The following is a 16,147-nucleotide window of genomic DNA, read 5'->3' as shown; positions in this document are numbered from 1 at the left end:
TAAGGTTTAAGGTTTAAGGTTTAAGGTTTAAGGTTTAAGGTTTAAGGTTTAAGGTTTAAGGTTTAAGGTTTAAGGTTTAAGGTTATATTACTATTATTGATTGACAAAACAAATTAAAGATTGTCATTACGAGAAGGTACGACGAAGTAATCTTTTAGTTTATAACGAAATAACATTTTGTATCAAGAAGAAAGACTGCTTACTTCCAGTGTCAATGACTTGTATAGATTAAAAATAAAACATGCGAAAACTTAAAAACAACGAGTTAGGTAGAATTAGTGTAGATGAGTTTAAACAAGCATCTAAAACGCCAATTATTGTGGTGTTAGATAACATTAGAAGTTTAAACAATATTGGTTCGGTTTTTAGAACTTCGGATGCATTTTTAATTGAAAAAATTTATTTATGCGGAATTACCGCAACGCCTCCTAATAAGGAAATACATAAAACAGCTTTAGGAGCAACGGAATCGGTTGCTTGGGAATATGTGGAAGATACTTTGGAATTAGTAGAAAAATTAAAAGAACAAGGTGTACAGGTATTTTCTATTGAACAAGCCGAAAATGCTACCATGCTCGATACTTTTAAAACAGAAAACAATCAAACTTATGCGGTTGTTTTTGGAAATGAAGTAAAAGGTGTGCAACAAGATGTAGTTTCTGCTTCACACGGCTGTATTGAAATTCCGCAATTAGGAACCAAACACTCTTTAAATATTTCAGTAAGTTGTGGTGTGGTATTATGGGATTTGTTTACGAAGATGAGAAGTTAATCTGTTGTTACACATAAAGCTAAGTGAAGTAATCTGTCAAACTGGAACTCCAAATCATAAGATTGCTTCGTGCCTCGCAATGACGTCAAAACAACTCGTCATTACGAACGAAGTAAAAGCGAAGTGAAGTAATCTGTTATTTTTTAACTCTTAACTCAAATGTCACTTCGAGTGAAATTATATGTAGTAAGCGAAATATAATTTTGTATCGAGAAGAAAGCTCGTACAATAGTTCTCGATACTATTTTCTTTCCTTTTAGTCAGAAAAATCACTCGAACAGACATTATTTTCATGACGAACTTAGCCCAAACAGTCTGAAGTAATCTACCAAATTAGAACTCTAAATAATAAGATTGCTTCGTGCCTCGCAATGACGTCAAAACAACTCGTCATTACGAGGATTATTGAAGTCAAAATATATTTTGATTGAAGATACCTAAACGAAGTTTAAGATGAAGTAATCTATTAAATGAAAAAATGTACTTTAATTTTTATAAAATTAGTTCTACTTTCACCAATAAAAAAACAAGTAAACTATGTTAAAAAACATTTCAAACTTAGGAAGTCCTCTAAGTACATTAGAAAAACAAACAATTAACGGCGGAGTAGTTCCTGGTACAGAATGGCATGAACAATATTGTTTTGAAGAAGATCAACCTGGATATTGTCAAGGATCTAGAACTGGTGGAGTAGGTAATACTGGAGGTGATCATGTATAAAAAACACCTCTAAAAGAAAACTAAATTAATAAATTATGTTAAAAGATATTTCAAGCTTAGGGAGTCCTCTAAGTACATCAGAAAAACAATTAATTAACGGTGGAGAGGTTCCTGGTACAGAACGGGATAAGCAATATTGTTTTGAAGAAGATCAACCAGGATATTGTCAAGAATCTAGAACCGGAGGTGGTGATGGTAACACCGAAACAGGTGATGAATAAATACTCCTAAAATAATCCCTCAAAACAAAAATAATAAGGTTGCTTCGTGCCTCGCAATGACGAAACAAAAAATCAGCTCGTCATTACGAACGAAGTAAAAGCGAAGTGAAGTAATCTGTTATTTTTTAACTCTTAACTCAAATGTCACTTTGAGTGAAATTATATGTAGTAAGCGAAATATAATTTTGTGTCGAGAAGAAAGCTCGTACAATAGTTCTCGATACTATTTTCTTTCCTTTTAGTCAGAAAAATCATTCGAACAGACATTTCTTTCATTACAAACATCGCTCAGCTGAGCGATGTGAAACAATCGCCCTAATCATCGCCATTCAAGAGTAAAAAATTACTTAGAATCATTATAATCTAACGAAAATTTTCGTTCATCCTCAAACTTTAAAACACTCAATAGAAAGCTGAACCGCAATCTAGTACCTTAGTAACCTAGGTTAGTAGTATTTTAGCCACTCTGTGAAATTCCCATTATTCCTTGGTTTATTAGGAAGAAACATCTATTTTAGTCGATGTGTTCCCCTATGAGACAGTTTAATTTTAACGTAAAAAACCTTTATTATGAAAAATGTATTACTACAACAAGCAAAATTAACCATGAATATTATCCCAGGAGGAGGAGACACAGATAAAACCGGAGGTGGAAACACTGGTGGTGGTGGAACAGGTAGTGGTGACGGTGACGGTGGTAAATTAAAATAATTAAAATAAAGCCATCAAAATTTGATGGCTTTTTGGTTATATACAAACATGTATTCACGTCTTTTCTTCTTTCTTTTTTTCTCACTCTATACCTTTTTTTCCTTTTCTCAAAACTCTAAAGACGTTATTATAAAAAAAGGATTAGATGCCTATTACGCTAAAGATACTATTGAACTTAAAAAAAACACATATGAGTTGTTAAAAATATTCAATAAAGATAAAGATTCTTCTGCTTTAGCTAAATACTACCATTACAAGGCTCTTATACATAAAATTCAATTCACAGGGGATAGCACGTATTATTATTATCATCAATCTAAAAATATTTCCGAAAAACTAAACGATTCGTCGGCTGTTGGAGGACGTTTATTAAGTATAGCAGTATTACAAAGGAATACAAAAGATTTTTTGGGAAGCCAAATTACATCAATACAAGCCTTAAAATTCTTAGAACCGATAAATTCACAAAAACTTCTAGCTACAACCTATAACAATTTAGGTATAGTTTCTGAAGAGTTAGATCAAATAGATAGCTCTTTAAAATATTATAAAAAATCACTAGAAATAAACAACTTAAACAATAATCCTATTGAATACCTTTATGTTCTCAACAACTTAGGATTTTTATATCAAAAAAGGGGAAAACACAATAAGGCCATTACTTATTTTCAAAAAGGACTAAATGTTGATAGTATCATTCAAAAATTCCCGAATCACTATGCTTTGTTATTAGAAAATTTAGCCTTCAGTAATTATTCTATAGGTAAAAAAGAAAATGTATTACAACAGTATAATCAAGTACTTAAAATAAGAAAAGGTTTAAACAATTTTAGCGATATTCCTTTGACACTAATTAATATTTCAAATTATTATAAAGATAACAATGATACTAAAAAAGCTTTGTTTCATGCCCAAGAAGCTTTAAAGTATGCAAAACAAACAAGCAATAATAAAAAATGGCTTGAAGCACTGGATAACCTTTCTGAATTGACTAATGGATCTCAATCCAAGCAATATTTAAAAGATTACATTGCCTTAAACGATAGTTTGTTTCAAAAAGAACGTATTCAAAAAAATCAATTTGCAAAGATTAGATACGAAACAGAAAAAAAAGAAAAAGAAAACGTTCAGTTAAAAATTGATAATGAATATCAAAAACAACAAACCATTATTGGTTGGCTAGTTGCTGCCAGTATTTTGTTATTATTTGGTTTTAGTGTCTCTTTCTTTACATTTAGAAGAAAGCGTTTGTTGTTTGAAGCACAATTACAAAAAGCCTCGGCTCGTGAGCAAGAACGTAAGCAAATTGCCAAGTCGTTACACGATGAAGTTGCGGGTGATCTACGTATGCTGCATCAAAAATTAGAGAAATCGCAACTCTTTGAAGAAGCTTCTAAATTGAATGATGTTAAAGAAAACGTACGTAATTTATCACACCAGTTAAGTAGTGTAAGCTTTAAAAAGGTACCTTTTAAAGATCAAATTATTAACTTAGTTAGTGATTACTTTTCATTAGATTTTAGAATTAAAGTAAACGGTTTACAAGAACACGATTGGACTCAGGTAAACAGTGCTATAAAAAGGTTGTTGTATTTAAGTATTCGTGAAAGCATTCAAAACTGTAAAAAATATGCAGAAGCAAACTTAATTACTATCGATTTTTCGATACACAAAAAATATGTATTTTTGAGCATTGCCGATAATGGTACAGGATTTGATACCACTAAAAGCAAAAAAGGAATTGGTTTACGAAACCTACAAGAACGTGTTGAGGAGTTAAGCGGAACGCTAAACATTGAAAGTGAAGTAGGTAAAGGAACCCAAATACATATTCAAATACCTTTAAATGCCTGAAAAAACTAGAATACTAATTGTAGACGATCATCAACTAATTATTGAAGGAATTTTATCGTATTTAAAAGAAATTGACGGTTTAGACATTGAAACCGCTTCTTCTTGTGATGAAGCCTTTTCAAAAATAAAGGCCAATCAAGCGATCAATCCATTTCATATCCTATTTACAGACTTAAGTTTTGACAACACCACAGAAAACTCAGTATTAGATGGTGGTGAAGCGTTGATTAATGCTATTCAACAAGCAGAAATCCCAGTAAAAACAGGAGTTATTACCGGACATTTTGAAACTAACAGAGTGTATAATGTTATTCATAACTTAAACCCGTCTGCCTATATTTTAAAAGGAAACTGTAATACCAACGAACTTCGTTTTGCTATCGAAAAAATGTTAGCCAATGAGGTTTATTACACACATGAGATACATCAAAAGCTTTTAAAAAGAGCATTGATTGAAATTCAAATGGATGAAGTAGCCATTCAAATACTTAAAGAACTTCCTAAACATGCTAAAATTAGCAATATGGAAGGCGTTATTAAAAAAGCAGATGGTACTCCTATTAAAGGACGTTCTATAGAAAGTAAATTAGCGAAATTAAGAACCGATTTAAACGCAGTAAACAATACCGATTTGGTATTAAAAGCAAAAGAATTGGGCATTTTAGACTAGTTTGCGGAAAACCACATTTTAACCTTCGGATATCCCTTTTTACCACAATAAGAATCGCAATACATTTGTATCAGAATTATTTGTCACTTGGGAAAAATTCTGAAAAAAGAAGGGAAAAAAGACTAAAAAAGCCTTTTGGGGAAACTCGAAAGGCTTTTTTTATGCTCAAAATGTACGCCTGCGGAAAACTACAGGAAATACTTCGGATATCCCGTTTTCAAAAACTAAACACCCTTATATATTTGCCTATATCAAACCAGTAATACTATTTTGGTTTCGATAAATTTAAGGGGAAAAAAACAAACTTCTAGGGAACTAGAAGTTTTGTTCTTTTATATACCTACCACAACTAAAAAACACCTTGCGGAATTCTACTGTTCTCTTTGCGGAAATCCCCTTTAACAAACCCTAAATCTCTTCTATATTTGCAGTGTTCAATTGAACAAAAGGGGAAACATTATATTTTAAATTTTAGTAAAAATGGGGAAAACTTTACTTACAAAAACAACAAGTGTATTAAATGATGTATTAGCTACTTTAGCAGAATTTGGTAAAGGTGCTAGCTATGCTTTAAGACACTAATAGACCACTCTTAGTTGAGCATGTCGAAAACACCATAAAAATTCCGTTTCAAAGCAAAAAGTTGTACTACCTTTTAGCTTTCGGAAAGAGTTTTAAAAAGAATGAAAAATCAAGACCTTTTGAGTTAGCTCAAAAGGTTTTTTTATACGCAAAATACAAGCTTGCGGAAAACTACATGAAATACTTCGGATATCCCGTTTTCAAAAACTAAAAGCCCTTTTATATTTGCCCATATAAACCAGTAATACTATTCGGTTTTAATAAATTTAAGGGGAAAAAAACAAACTTCTAGGGAACTAGAAGTTTTGTTTTTTTATATACCTACCACAACTAAAAAAACACCTTGCGGAATTCTACTGTTCTGCTTGCGGAAATCCCCTTTAACGAACCCTAAACCTCTTCTATATTTGCAGTGTTCAATTGAACAAAAGGGGAAACATTATATTTTAAATCTTAGTAAAAATGGGGAAAACTTTACTTACAAAAACAACAAGTGTATTAAATGATGTATTAGCTACTTTAGCAGAATTTGGTAAAGGTGCTAGCTATGCTTTAAGACACTAATAAACTGCTCTTAGTTGAGCATGTCGAAAACACCATAAAAATTCCGTTTCAAAGCAAAAAGCAGTATTATCTTTTAGCATTCGGAAAAGTTTTAAAAAAGAAAAATCAAGGCCTTTTGAGGAAACTCAAAAGGTTTTTTTATGTGCAAAATGTAAGCATGCGGAAAACTACACGAATTACTTCGGATATTCCGTTTTTAAAGCCATTACCCACTTCTATATTTGCCCCACATTAAGCCAATAGCAATGTTGGTTTAGGGGATTTTTTAAGGGGAAAAACAAACTTCTAGGAAACTAGAAGTTTTGTTGTTTATACACTTAATTAACAACCACTTAGCTTTGCGGATTTTTCCCTTTTAATTTGCGGAAATCCCCTTTTAAATACCTGATTCACTGTCTTATATTTGTAATGTTCTATTGAACGAAAGGGGAATTATTAATTATTTAAATTTTAGTAAAAATGGGGAAAATTTTACTTAAAAAAACTGCAAGTGTGTTAAGCGATGTATTAGCTACTTTAGCAGAATTTGGTAAAGGTGCTAGTTACGCTTTAAGACACTAGTAAAACTTACTAAAAGGGGTAAAAACCGTCTTGATAAATTTATCAAGACGGTTTTTTTATTTCCATCACTTTAAATCGTAAATTGCTGTTTTAATCTCTTAAGTAAAACAAATACATGGCAAAATATATAGTTGCGTTAGATCAAGGTACTACTAGTTCTCGTTCGGTAATTATTAATGAATCTGGAGAAATCATTGCAATGCATCAACAAGAGTTTGCTCAAATTTTTCCGCAATCGGGATGGGTAGAACACAATGCTGAAGAAATCTTAGAAACACAACTTATCACCTTAAAAAAAGCCATACAAAAAGCAAACATACAACCCTCTGAAATTGCAGGTATAGGAATTACCAATCAGCGAGAAACTACCGTTGTTTGGAATAAAAACACTGGAAAACCAGTATACAATGCAATCGTTTGGCAAGATAAGCGTACTGCTCATATTTGTGAAAATCTAAAAGAAAAAGGCCTAGAAAATCATGTTCGTAACACCACAGGATTGGTTATTGATAGCTACTTCTCTGCCACTAAAGTTAATTGGATTTTAACCCATGTAAAAGGCGCTAGAGCAGAAGCAGCAAAAGGAAACTTATTGTTTGGTACCATTGATACTTGGTTACTATGGAATTTAACCAATGGTAAGGTACATGCTACCGATTATAGCAATGCCTCTCGTACCATGCTTTATGATATTAAAAACTTACAATGGGACACCAAACTACTTACGGAACTTGAAATTCCAAAAAGCATGCTTCCAGAAGTACATCCTTCTTCGTATCATTTTGGAAATTATGAGATAGATGGAATTCAAATTCCAATTGCTGGTATTGCAGGAGATCAACAATCTGCTTTATTCGGACAAGCTTGTTTTAACAAAGGAGAAGCCAAAAACACCTATGGAACAGGTTGTTTTATGTTGATGAATACCGGAGATCAATTAGAATATTCTAAAAACGGTTTGCTAACGACCATTGCTTGGGGTATTGACAACAAGGTATATTATGCATTAGAAGGAAGTGTTTTTGTGGCAGGATCGGCCATTCAATGGTTACGAGATGGTTTACAAATTATAAAAGACGCCAAAGAAAGTGAAGCTTTTGCAAAAGAAGTTGAAGGAGAAAACCCAGTATATGTAGTACCTGCTTTTGCTGGTTTAGGAGCTCCTTATTGGGATATGTACGCACGAGGTGCTGTATTTGGTTTAACAAGAGATACTGGAAAAAACCACCTGGTTAAAGCTACACTAGATGCACTTGCGTACCAAACCAAAGATATATTAGATGTGATGCAAAAAGACAGTGAAGTTACCTTAACTTCTTTAAAGGTTGATGGTGGTGCTTGCGCAAACAACTATTTAATGCAATTTCAGGCTGATATTTTAGATACTGAAGTAGAGCGTCCAGAAATTATTGAAACGACTGTTATGGGTGCTGCATACTTGGCTGGTATTTGTGTAGGGCTTTGGAAACAAGAAGATATTCTTACACGTAGAAAAATAGATCAAAATTTTACACCTACATTCTCTTCAGAAAAAAGAGAGAAGCTTTATAAAAAATGGCAAAAAGCTGTAGAACGCACCAAAGACTGGATTGACTAAACTTTAAATACAACAACATGGCTAAATTCTATGAGAAAATTCCAACGCGAATGCAAACGTTTATCGAAAAACAAAAAGTGTTTTTTGTAGCAACAGCTCCTAAAAATGGACGCATCAATCTTTCTCCAAAAGGAATGGATTCTTTTCGAATTCTTAATGAAAACAGAATTGCTTGGTTAAGTGTAACCGGTAGTGGTAACGAAACCTCAGCGCATTTACTTGAAGATAATAGAATAACCATCATGTTTTGTGCCTTTGAAGGAGCGCCCAACATTTTACGCTTATATGGAAAAGCACAAGAAATTCTTCCAACCGATGCTGAATGGAATGATTTGATTGATTTATTTCCAAAATTAGAAGGAACGCGACAAATATTTGATGTTGCCATAGAAAGTGTGCAAACATCTTGTGGTATGTCTATTCCTTTTTATGAATATAAAGAAGAGCGTAATCAATTATTAGACTGGGCTAAAGACAAAGGTGAAGAAGGAATTGAACAATATTGGGAAGATCGAAACAAAGTAAGTATTGACGGGTTAAAAACGAAATTTAACGAGGAATAGTCCCAGACAAACCCCATCTAGAAAAAACCAACTGTAACAAGAACATATCCTAATCGTTTTTCAAGTAATTACATTAGGATACTCTATGAGTTTAGATACAGCATTAAAATTAAAGCCGAACACTTTTCTAGGTACAACCAATAAAAAATTTCATTTAGATTTTTGTGATGTTTCCGTAGTGAATTATACGAAACCTGTATCAGAAGAATGGCATTCTCATGAAGACATTCATTTGTCATTGATCTTACAAGGAGGAAATCTTGAATCTCGAAAAAAAGAAGACAGACAGGTTACTCCAGGAAAAATTATGGCCTATAACCAAGGTGAAATTCATAGAAATCGATTTACTGCCTTTCCTTCTAAAAACCTTAATCTCGAATTAAAAAAAGAGTTTTTTGTGAAAAATAATTTAAGTTTTCATCAATTAAACTCTTCGAGCACTCATCAAACAGAAGCATATCTTGAGCTTATTAAAATTTATAAGGAATTACATGTGGATGATGTTTATACAAAAGAGAGCATTAAGTCTTCCTTAACCTTGCTATTTACTCCATTAGCTATTTCATCTTATAAACCTATTTGGGTAGATCAACTTCGAGAACTTATTGAAGATCGATATAATGAGTTTATTTCTCTAAAAGAATTGTCTAAAATTTTAAATGTACACCCAGTAACGATCTCTAAGTATTTTAAAAAATACTATCGAGGATCTTTAGGAGATTATATGAGAAAAGTAAAAGTTCAAAGAGCTCTAGAATACTTGTTTCATACCAAAATGTCTCTTACAGAAATTGCTTATGCAAGCGGATTTTCTGATCAGAGTCATATGACAAGAGTTTTCAAAATGTATTTAGGTTTTATTCCTAAGGAAATTAGAAAAATATAAGTTTTATAGCCCTGGCTAATTTCATTCTATTTTAAGATTTAAATCACCTGTACATTGCGCTTAATTAATTCATTTTAAAAGAAATAATATGCGTAACCTTATTTTCAATTCTCTTAACAAAGTTCGTCCATTATGGCGATTGGTGATTTTTTTATCAATAACCTTTTTAATCAATATTCCTTTACAAATTCTTTTACAAAGTCTTATGCCACAGGGGTTTTTAAGAGGGTATGTGTCTGCATCTATTTACTTATTATCTGTTCTTACCAGCTTATACATACAAGTTAAATACCTCGATAAATCATCCTTTAAAAAGTATGGTTTGAGAATAAATAAAATCTGGATGAAAGAGTTCTCTTTTGGTTTTTTAATCCCAATCATACAACTCTCACTTTTCTTTATGTTCTTATACCTAACAGGTAATCTTACCATTACAAATTTCTTTACCACTAGTTCTCCTGATTATGCTTTTATGAGTGCTTTTGTTTCTGAATTTTTCGGATTAATCATTGGAAGTAGTGTAGAGGAAATTTTCTTTAGAGCTTTCTTATTTTACGTTGTTTATGAGGCATTAAGAACATTTAAAAAAGATCCTGTAAAACGAGCGTTAATCATTCTTTTCTTAATTGCTCCATTATTTGGTATTGCTCATATAGATAATACTGGAGCCACTATTATGTCTACTATTAATTTAGGTTTAGATGCTATTATAATGTGTTTACCATTCTTAATTACAGGTAGGCTAGGGATGTCTATAGGAATGCACCTGTCTTGGAATTTTTTCCAAGGAGCTGTTTTTGGATTTGCAATAAGTGGAAATATTGCTAAAGCCAGTATCATGGAAATTAGCATCCTCGATAATTTGATCACAGGAGGAACTTTTGGTGCTGAAGGAAGTGTCTTATTTATATTATTAGATATTATCGCTTTTGGTTTACTTTTACTTTGGAAAAAACGCTATAATCTTAAAGGCTTTGTAAACCCTTCTATTGAAGAAAACTATAAAATGTCGATTGTGTAAATCTTTTTCTCTAACTTTACTACGCAACCTTTATTGATTGCCACCATCTTTTAATAAAAGCTAATTATGGTTAAAAAAATTGATTCTTTTGGTGTGTATATGTTTGTTCGTTTCTTGTAATGAAAACGAACCTGTTGCGTTCGACATTTTAGGAGAATGGAAACTGATTCAAATGAGTGGAAGCACTCCTAATTCTCAAACGACAGGAGCAGATATGGAATATCAGGAAACCTATGTTTTTAACTCCAATGGAACTTTTGAGAAAACTAGAGATACCAAAGGTGTAATTAAAAAAGCATATGGTGTGTATAAAGCTTATATTACCCCAAATGAAAAGGTTTTAGAACTAACCTATAATTTAGAAAGCTCTATTATAGGTTCTTGTACTTCAAATTTAAAAGAAGTGATGAACATAACCTCTAATAGCTCCTTTTCTAGTACGTGACAAGCTTGCGACGGACCTGGTTTAGATTATAAAAAGATTTAAAAAAGAATGTTGATGTGTTAAAAGCTATGTTTAACAATCAATAATTGCTCGGTATTTTATGAAAAAGACACTTATAATATTGACTGCTTTTATGTTTTTAAGCTGTCATCAAAAGAAACAAAACGTAAAACAAGAGTTTACAGAAAAAGATGCTTATGAAGTTATCAATAAGCATCTATCTAAGATATCGTATAACTATGACTCTATAGTTTATGTTAACAGCAGGCAATTAAAATCCATAAAATTAAAATTTACTAAGCTCGAACCTGACACTTATTTCAACCGCTTAGACTCTATTCCATTCTACCCTGTTTTTGTAAAAAAGTATTGGAAGAAAGAAAACGTAAAAGGGATTGAATTTATAGACTGGGATGAATATTGTGCTTTCTTTTGCGAAGGTGATTCCAATGATAGAAAAAAGGTATGGAAGACAAAATTTAACAATGAATATGTTCATAATTTGGCATATCCCATTTATAGTTCCAAGAAAAAAACAGCTGTTATACGAGATTATCGTTATCAACCTTATCTATTGTGTGGCACAGGACTAGATAATATATATTACTATAAGAAAACTAAAAATGGTTGGGAGCAAATAGATCCTGTTTACTAAGTCTTTACTTCCTTTATTTATTTTAATCCTTAACCTGACAAAAGTCATGTTTTAAACCAAGAACCCACTGTACTTTTGGAGTAAATATATTTGACAATGATACAGTTGATTAATATCCCTTTGGTTTCATGGACCAATGGAACCATAATGATAATAATTTTCGGTTTAGTATGTGTTGGTTTGATTACTGCCCTATTATTATTGGTGAATAGTGGCAAGAAAAAGCAATAGTTTTTTGGTTAAAAAAAAGGATGTGTATGTACACATCCTTTTTTATTTATCTTCTACTTAAGGTTTATTGACTTACCAATTCTTTACCATGAAATGGACAATACGCCCATTTACCATTGTATAATTTATTTCCTTCTTCGCATTTCTTTTCTACAAGTAAACTTCCCAAAGGCAATTCTACTTCTGGTTTAAAATTAAATAACTCAAAAGATACCGTACCTTCTTTATAAGAATCTATAGCATTCTTCTTATCATTTTTAAAGACTACAAATTGCATATTTTCTCCTAATGGTCCAATAATATTCTTCATTACTGGCTTCATTAAATTAAGCATGTTTTGTAAATCTGTAGGAAGGTTCTTCTCTTTTATTTTCTTAAGCATATTTCCATTGTAAAAAACGTTTGAGTTTTTTCTTACCAACTCTTTATCTTCATAAGTAATTCCTCCAAACACTCCTATTTCTCCTTTTATAAATACCACAAAGACATATTCTTTGATCATATTTATAATCATTTCTCTTTCGGCCTTACTTATAGACTTGTCTTGCGAAAATGCTACTTGCCAATACTCCGTTGGTATCCACCAAACTAATTCCATGTTTGCATCGGAATTACTAGATATTTGTGTTTCTTCCAAAAGCTTGTCCATATTAACATCTGCAAAATCTTTTCTTTGAGCAAAAACCCCCAAAGAAAAAACAAAGAAAAAAACCAAACCATATTTAAATTTCATATTCATAACAATTTATTTTAACTATTTAAAAGCGTTTAATCCTGTAATATCTAATCCTGTAATTAATAAGTGAATATCATGTGTTCCTTCATAGGTAATTACACTTTCTAAGTTCATAGAATGACGCATAATTGAATACTCACCAGAAATACCCATTCCTCCTAACATTTGACGCGCTTCACGAGCAATATTAATTGCCATATCTACATTGTTACGTTTTGCCATAGAAATTTGTGCAGAAGTTGCTTTACCTTCGTTACGCAATACTCCTAATCTCCATGCTAACAACTGTGCTTTGGTAATTTCTGTAATCATTTCTGCCAATTTCTTTTGTTGTAATTGAAATTGCCCAATCGGTTTACCAAACTGTGTACGCTCTTTCGAATAACGTAAAGCAGTGTCATAGCAATCCATAGCAGCACCAATAGCACCCCAAGCAATACCATAACGAGCAGAATCTAAACATCCTAATGGAGCTCCTAAACCAGATTTATTTGGTAATAAGTTTTCTTTTGGAACTTTAACATTATCAAAAATCAATTCTCCAGTTGAAGATGCACGTAATGACCATTTATTATGTGTTTCTGGTGTTGAAAAACCTTCCATACCACGCTCAACAATTAATCCATGAATACGACCTTCTTCATTCTTTGCCCATACTACAGCAACTTGTGCAAAAGGAGCATTAGAAATCCACATTTTAGCACCATTTAATAAGTAATGATCTCCCATGTCTTTAAACTTGGTTTCCATTCCTCCTGGGTTAGATCCATGGTTTGGTTCTGTTAAACCGAAACACCCCATCCATTCACCAGATGCTAATTTTGGTAAGTATTTTTTACGTTGTTCTTCTGTTCCGTATTTATAAATTGGGTACATTACTAATGAAGATTGTACCGACGCAGTAGAACGTACTCCAGAATCTCCTCTTTCAATCTCTTGCATAATTAAACCATATGATATTTGATCTAATCCTGCTCCTCCATACTCTTCTGGTATATATGGGCCAAAAGCTCCTATTTCTGCCAATCCACCAATGATTTGAGTTGGGAACTCTGCACGTTGTGCATAATCTTCAATAATTGGCGACACTTCTCTCTTTACCCATTCTCTAGAGGCATCTCTTACAAGTTTGTGCTCTTCTGTTAATAAATCGTCTATATTATAATAATCTGGAGCTTGAAATAAATCCATAGTTGTTTGAGTTTTAGAATTCTTCCAAATGTAATTAAAAAAATGATTTTTAACTATGGTTTCCGTATGTTTGTATTTTATGAGATTTACGTTAGGGAAAGAGGAACGATTAAAGAGCAGAAAGCTAATAGGTAAATTATACGAGGAGGGAAAATCAATTAAAGTTTTTCCACTTCGCATGGTATATATACAATCTGAACACACTTCAAATTACCCTGCACAAGTTGGGGTTTCTGTGCCTAAAAGGAATTTTAAAAAGGCGGTAGATAGAAACCGAATTAAAAGATTACTTAGAGAGGCATATCGAAAAGAAAAATTAACAGTTTATAACAATATTGATGAACCTTATGTGTTCATGATTTCCTATCTTGCAAAAGAAGAATGGGAATATGCCAATATTGAGCATAAAATGACGAAATTATTGACTCTTTTTGTACAAGACATTTCCAAAAAAGAAAAAAGTTAAATACATTTTTTCTTACTTAAATTAATTTTCAACTCCAATAGATATGAAAAAAAGGAATTTATTTTTTATCGGGGCCTTGGTGACGATTTCATTTTTGTTTTCATTTCAAAATCGCTTTTTTGAAATTGCGAAACAAATCGAAATTTATAACAACCTATTTAAAGAATTAAACATCAATTATATTGATGAAATTAATCCGGGTGATTTAACCGACAAAGCGATTAAAAACACGTTAAAAAATCTAGATCCGTATACCAATTTTTACAACGAACAAGATGTAGAAGATGCTCGTATTCGTAGGGAAGGAGAGTATGGAGGTATTGGTATTGCTAGCTATTATACCAAAAAAGGAATTATTGTTGCAAATGTTTATAAAGGATTTTCTGCCGATAAAGCAGGTATAAAACCAGGTGATTTAATTACCAATGTAAACGGACAAGATTTAGAAAAATTAGAAAGAAATCAATTATCTCAAGTACTTAAAGGAGTTCCAAATAAAGGAGTAAGTATCAAGATTGATAGAAATGGTGTTTCTAAAAACTTCTCTTTAAAATTGGATAAAGTAATTGTTAATCCGGTTCCTTTTTATGAAATGATTAATGAAGATACTGGATATATTGTTTTAACTCGTTTTATTGCCTCAAGAGCAGCTGAAGAAGTAAGGAATGCTTTTAAAGAATTAAAAGGGAAAGGGATGAAAAAGTTAGTTTTTGACTTAAGAAGTAATCCTGGAGGTTCTTTATTTGATGCCATTAATATTGTAAACCTTTTTATAGAAAAAGGAAAGAAAATAGTAGATACTCGTGGTAAAGTAAAAGCGAATAGTAGGTCTTACAAAGGAAACAGAGATCCTTTAGATACCGAAATGCCTATTGTTGTTTTAATTAATGGTAGATCTGCCTCTGCCTCTGAAATTGTTTCGGGAGCGCTACAAGATTATGATAGAGGTGTAATTATGGGAGAGCGTTCTTTTGGGAAAGGTCTAGTACAACGCTATTTTGATTTGAATTATGGTACACAAATGAAAATTACCATTTCTAAGTACTATACTCCTAGTGGACGTTGTATTCAGGAATTAGATTATGCAAATCGCGATTCGAAAACAGGTAAAGTACCAAAGTTTTCAGAAGGTACAGTTAGTGCTTTTAAAACTGAAAACGGAAGAACGGTATATGATGGAGGTGGTGTAATGCCCGATGTTGAAATTCAATATTCAGAAAAAACAGAAGACACAGAAAACTTATTAAAATCAAGAGCAATTTTTAACTACGCGATTGATTTTATAAGAAAACAACCTAATCTAAGTTCGGAAACTTTCCAATATTCAAACACCAATTTTAATCAGTTTAAAAACTATTTAATTACAGCTGATACCTCTTTTGTTTCTAAACAAGAAAAGTTGTTTAAAGATGCATATAAAGCTTCAAAAAACAATACTTCTATAACTAGTAATTACAATGCCATTACTAAAACATTGAAAGAAGAAAAAGTTGCTAGTATAGCAAAGAATAAAGATCTTTTAATGGAAAAAATTCAGAATGAAATTGTAGAACATGCTTTTTATCTTGAAGGCTTGTACCAATACCAGTTTAAAAATGATAATACCATTAAAGAAGCTGTAGCCTTGTTAAACAACTCAAGTAAATACAACCAAATTTTAAATAAAAAATAGCAAATCAACTTTTTTGTATATTTGCACAT

The 16,147-nt window shown here is 31.9% G+C and carries 16 protein-coding genes; 14 read left to right on the top strand and 2 right to left on the bottom strand.

Annotated elements, in window-relative coordinates; genetic code table 11:
* The first annotated feature begins 241 nt into the window (after window positions 1–241).
* The 12 genes from Q0873_RS08250 to Q0873_RS08195 all read left to right on the top strand — a co-directional run bounded on the left by Q0873_RS08250 (window position 242) and on the right by Q0873_RS08195 (window position 11,822).
* Entirely contained in the window at window positions 242–772 is a 531-nt protein-coding gene (locus Q0873_RS08250; RefSeq protein ID WP_299105921.1) for an RNA methyltransferase, read from the top strand.
* A 537-nt stretch (window positions 773–1,309) separates the two neighbouring features.
* Window positions 1,310–1,492 (top strand): hypothetical protein, encoded by a 183-nt coding sequence (locus Q0873_RS08245; RefSeq protein WP_299105919.1) that lies wholly within the window; start codon window positions 1,310–1,312, stop codon window positions 1,490–1,492.
* Between the two features lie 35 nt (window positions 1,493–1,527).
* Window positions 1,528–1,713, top strand: coding sequence for a hypothetical protein (locus Q0873_RS08240; protein WP_299105917.1), 186 nt, complete (start codon window positions 1,528–1,530; stop codon window positions 1,711–1,713).
* 570 nt (window positions 1,714–2,283) lie between these two features.
* Complete coding sequence (locus tag Q0873_RS08235; RefSeq protein ID WP_299105916.1) at window positions 2,284–2,424, top strand: hypothetical protein; 141 nt, start codon at window positions 2,284–2,286, stop codon at window positions 2,422–2,424.
* A gap of 48 nt (window positions 2,425–2,472) precedes the next feature.
* Window positions 2,473–4,278 carry a tetratricopeptide repeat-containing sensor histidine kinase gene (locus tag Q0873_RS08230; RefSeq protein WP_299105913.1) on the top strand — a complete coding sequence of 602 codons (1,806 nt, stop codon included), beginning with the start codon at window positions 2,473–2,475 and terminating at the stop codon, window positions 4,276–4,278.
* On the top strand, window positions 4,271–4,948 hold the full coding sequence (locus Q0873_RS08225) for a response regulator (protein WP_299105911.1): 678 nt from the start codon (window positions 4,271–4,273) through the stop codon (window positions 4,946–4,948). The genes Q0873_RS08230 and Q0873_RS08225 overlap by 8 nt, the downstream gene beginning before the upstream one ends.
* 1,822 nt (window positions 4,949–6,770) lie before the next feature.
* Window positions 6,771–8,252, top strand: coding sequence for a glycerol kinase GlpK (gene glpK, locus Q0873_RS08220; protein WP_299105909.1), 1,482 nt, complete (start codon window positions 6,771–6,773; stop codon window positions 8,250–8,252).
* Window positions 8,253–8,269: 17 nt separating this feature from the next.
* Window positions 8,270–8,815, top strand: coding sequence for a pyridoxamine 5'-phosphate oxidase family protein (locus Q0873_RS08215; protein WP_299105907.1), 546 nt, complete (start codon window positions 8,270–8,272; stop codon window positions 8,813–8,815).
* An 85-nt stretch (window positions 8,816–8,900) separates the two neighbouring features.
* The gene (locus tag Q0873_RS08210; protein WP_299105905.1) at window positions 8,901–9,701 is read left to right on the top strand and encodes an AraC family transcriptional regulator; all 801 of its coding nucleotides are present in this window, start codon (window positions 8,901–8,903) and stop codon (window positions 9,699–9,701) included.
* Between the two features lie 88 nt (window positions 9,702–9,789).
* The gene (locus Q0873_RS08205; RefSeq protein WP_299105904.1) at window positions 9,790–10,722 is read left to right on the top strand and encodes a CPBP family intramembrane glutamic endopeptidase; all 933 of its coding nucleotides are present in this window, start codon (window positions 9,790–9,792) and stop codon (window positions 10,720–10,722) included.
* A gap of 88 nt (window positions 10,723–10,810) precedes the next feature.
* Window positions 10,811–11,167, top strand: coding sequence for a hypothetical protein (locus Q0873_RS08200; protein ID WP_299105902.1), 357 nt, complete (start codon window positions 10,811–10,813; stop codon window positions 11,165–11,167).
* Between the two features lie 100 nt (window positions 11,168–11,267).
* Window positions 11,268–11,822: a hypothetical protein gene (locus Q0873_RS08195; protein ID WP_299105900.1), complete on the top strand. Its 555-nt coding sequence runs from the start codon at window positions 11,268–11,270 to the stop codon at window positions 11,820–11,822.
* A 295-nt stretch (window positions 11,823–12,117) separates the two neighbouring features.
* Here the strand turns inward: Q0873_RS08195 and Q0873_RS08190 are convergent, their stop codons facing one another.
* Window positions 12,118–12,792, bottom strand: a complete 675-nt coding sequence (locus Q0873_RS08190) for a hypothetical protein (RefSeq protein ID WP_299105898.1) — start codon at window positions 12,790–12,792, stop codon at window positions 12,118–12,120.
* A gap of 15 nt (window positions 12,793–12,807) precedes the next feature.
* The gene (locus tag Q0873_RS08185; protein ID WP_299105896.1) at window positions 12,808–13,980 is read right to left on the bottom strand and encodes an acyl-CoA dehydrogenase family protein; all 1,173 of its coding nucleotides are present in this window, start codon (window positions 13,978–13,980) and stop codon (window positions 12,808–12,810) included.
* A 79-nt stretch (window positions 13,981–14,059) separates the two neighbouring features.
* On the opposite strand from Q0873_RS08185, the gene rnpA reads away from it, so the two are divergent.
* Complete coding sequence (gene rnpA, locus Q0873_RS08180) at window positions 14,060–14,446, top strand: ribonuclease P protein component (protein ID WP_299105893.1); 387 nt, start codon at window positions 14,060–14,062, stop codon at window positions 14,444–14,446.
* Between the two features lie 43 nt (window positions 14,447–14,489).
* Window positions 14,490–16,118, top strand: coding sequence for a S41 family peptidase (locus Q0873_RS08175; RefSeq protein WP_299105891.1), 1,629 nt, complete (start codon window positions 14,490–14,492; stop codon window positions 16,116–16,118).
* Window positions 16,119–16,147: the final 29 nt, after the last annotated feature.

The sequence above is a fragment of the uncultured Tenacibaculum sp. genome (assembly GCF_947498805.1).
GTDB lineage: Bacteria > Bacteroidota > Bacteroidia > Flavobacteriales > Flavobacteriaceae > Polaribacter.
This window is presented reverse-complemented; position numbering and strand designations above follow the sequence as displayed.

Excerpts from the sequence above, each read along its gene's own strand:
- Q0873_RS08195 (WP_299105900.1), top strand. The coding sequence starts at position 11,268 with ATGAAAAAGACACTTATAATATTGACTGCTTTTATGTTTTTAAGCTGT.
- Q0873_RS08230 (WP_299105913.1), top strand. The coding sequence starts at position 2,473 with ATGTATTCACGTCTTTTCTTCTTTCTTTTTTTCTCACTCTATACCTTT.
- Q0873_RS08250 (WP_299105921.1), top strand. The coding sequence starts at position 242 with ATGCGAAAACTTAAAAACAACGAGTTAGGTAGAATTAGTGTAGATGAG.
- Q0873_RS08205 (WP_299105904.1), top strand. The coding sequence starts at position 9,790 with ATGCGTAACCTTATTTTCAATTCTCTTAACAAAGTTCGTCCATTATGG.
- glpK (WP_299105909.1), top strand. The coding sequence starts at position 6,771 with ATGGCAAAATATATAGTTGCGTTAGATCAAGGTACTACTAGTTCTCGT.
- rnpA (WP_299105893.1), top strand. The coding sequence starts at position 14,060 with ATGAGATTTACGTTAGGGAAAGAGGAACGATTAAAGAGCAGAAAGCTA.
- Q0873_RS08225 (WP_299105911.1), top strand. The coding sequence starts at position 4,271 with ATGCCTGAAAAAACTAGAATACTAATTGTAGACGATCATCAACTAATT.
- Q0873_RS08240 (WP_299105917.1), top strand. The coding sequence starts at position 1,528 with ATGTTAAAAGATATTTCAAGCTTAGGGAGTCCTCTAAGTACATCAGAA.
- Q0873_RS08175 (WP_299105891.1), top strand. The coding sequence starts at position 14,490 with ATGAAAAAAAGGAATTTATTTTTTATCGGGGCCTTGGTGACGATTTCA.
- Q0873_RS08185 (WP_299105896.1), bottom strand. The coding sequence starts at position 13,980 with ATGGATTTATTTCAAGCTCCAGATTATTATAATATAGACGATTTATTA.
- Q0873_RS08190 (WP_299105898.1), bottom strand. The coding sequence starts at position 12,792 with ATGAATATGAAATTTAAATATGGTTTGGTTTTTTTCTTTGTTTTTTCT.
- Q0873_RS08210 (WP_299105905.1), top strand. The coding sequence starts at position 8,901 with ATGAGTTTAGATACAGCATTAAAATTAAAGCCGAACACTTTTCTAGGT.
- Q0873_RS08235 (WP_299105916.1), top strand. The coding sequence starts at position 2,284 with ATGAAAAATGTATTACTACAACAAGCAAAATTAACCATGAATATTATC.
- Q0873_RS08215 (WP_299105907.1), top strand. The coding sequence starts at position 8,270 with ATGGCTAAATTCTATGAGAAAATTCCAACGCGAATGCAAACGTTTATC.
- Q0873_RS08245 (WP_299105919.1), top strand. The coding sequence starts at position 1,310 with ATGTTAAAAAACATTTCAAACTTAGGAAGTCCTCTAAGTACATTAGAA.